The 1415-nt window shown below is 56.6% G+C and carries 1 rRNA gene (only partly in view); it reads left to right on the top strand.

The features are described 5' to 3' along the window. Nucleotides 1-1394, top strand: a 23S ribosomal RNA gene (locus ACFYZR_RS32330) (it extends 1369 nt beyond the left edge of the window). The last annotated feature ends 21 nt before the right edge of the window (nucleotides 1395-1415 follow it).

Below are 1415 nucleotides of genomic sequence, written 5' to 3' on the forward strand. Positions count from 1 at the left end.
GCCTGAGACCTGATGCCGAGCCGATTGTGGTGAAGTGGATGATCCTATGCTGTCGAGAAAAGCCTCTAGCGAGTTTCATGGCGGCCCGTACCCTAAACCGACTCAGGTGGTCAGGTAGAGAATACCGAGGCGTTCGGGTGAACTATGGTTAAGGAACTCGGCAAAATGCCCCCGTAACTTCGGGAGAAGGGGGGCCATTTCCGGTGATCGGATTTACTCCGTGAGCTGGGGGTGGCCGCAGAGACCAGCGAGAAGCGACTGTTTACTAAAAACACAGGTCCGTGCGAAGCCGTAAGGCGATGTATACGGACTGACGCCTGCCCGGTGCTGGAACGTTAAGGGGACCGGTTAGCTTGGATTCGTCCAGGCGAAGCTGAGAACTTAAGCGCCAGTAAACGGCGGTGGTAACTATAACCATCCTAAGGTAGCGAAATTCCTTGTCGGGTAAGTTCCGACCTGCACGAATGGCGTAACGACTTCTCGACTGTCTCAACCATAGGCCCGGTGAAATTGCACTACGAGTAAAGATGCTCGTTTCGCGCAGCAGGACGGAAAGACCCCGGGACCTTTACTATAGCTTGATATTGGTGTTCGGTTCGGCTTGTGTAGGATAGGTGGGAGACTGTGAAGCTATGGCGCCAGCCATGGTGGAGTCGTCGTTGAAATACCACTCTGGTCGTGCTGGATGTCTAACCTGGGTCCGTGATCCGGATCAGGGACAGTGTCTGGTGGGTAGTTTAACTGGGGCGGTTGCCTCCTAAAGGGTAACGGAGGCGCCCAAAGGTTCCCTCAGCCTGGTTGGCAATCAGGTGTTGAGTGTAAGTGCACAAGGGAGCTTGACTGTGAGACCGACGGGTCGAGCAGGGACGAAAGTCGGGACTAGTGATCCGGCGGTGGCTTGTGGAAGCGCCGTCGCTCAACGGATAAAAGGTACCCCGGGGATAACAGGCTGATCTTCCCCAAGAGTCCATATCGACGGGATGGTTTGGCACCTCGATGTCGGCTCGTCGCATCCTGGGGCTGGAGTCGGTCCCAAGGGTTGGGCTGTTCGCCCATTAAAGCGGTACGCGAGCTGGGTTTAGAACGTCGTGAGACAGTTCGGTCCCTATCCGCTGCGCGCGTAGGAGTCTTGAGAAGGGCTGTCCCTAGTACGAGAGGACCGGGACGGACGAACCTCTGGTGTGCCAGTTGTCCTGCCAAGGGCATGGCTGGTTGGCTACGTTCGGGAGGGATAACCGCTGAAAGCATCTAAGCGGGAAGCCTGCTTCGAGATGAGGGCTCCCACCCACTTGATGGGGTAAGGCTCCCAGTAGACGACTGGGTTGATAGGCCAGGTGTGGAAGACCGGTAACGGTTGGAGCTGACTGGTACTAATAGGCCGAGGGCTTGTCCTCAGTTGCTCGCGTCCACTGTGT

Source organism: Streptomyces sp. NPDC001678, from assembly GCF_042892945.1.
In the GTDB taxonomy this organism is placed as follows: domain Bacteria; phylum Actinomycetota; class Actinomycetes; order Streptomycetales; family Streptomycetaceae; genus Streptomyces.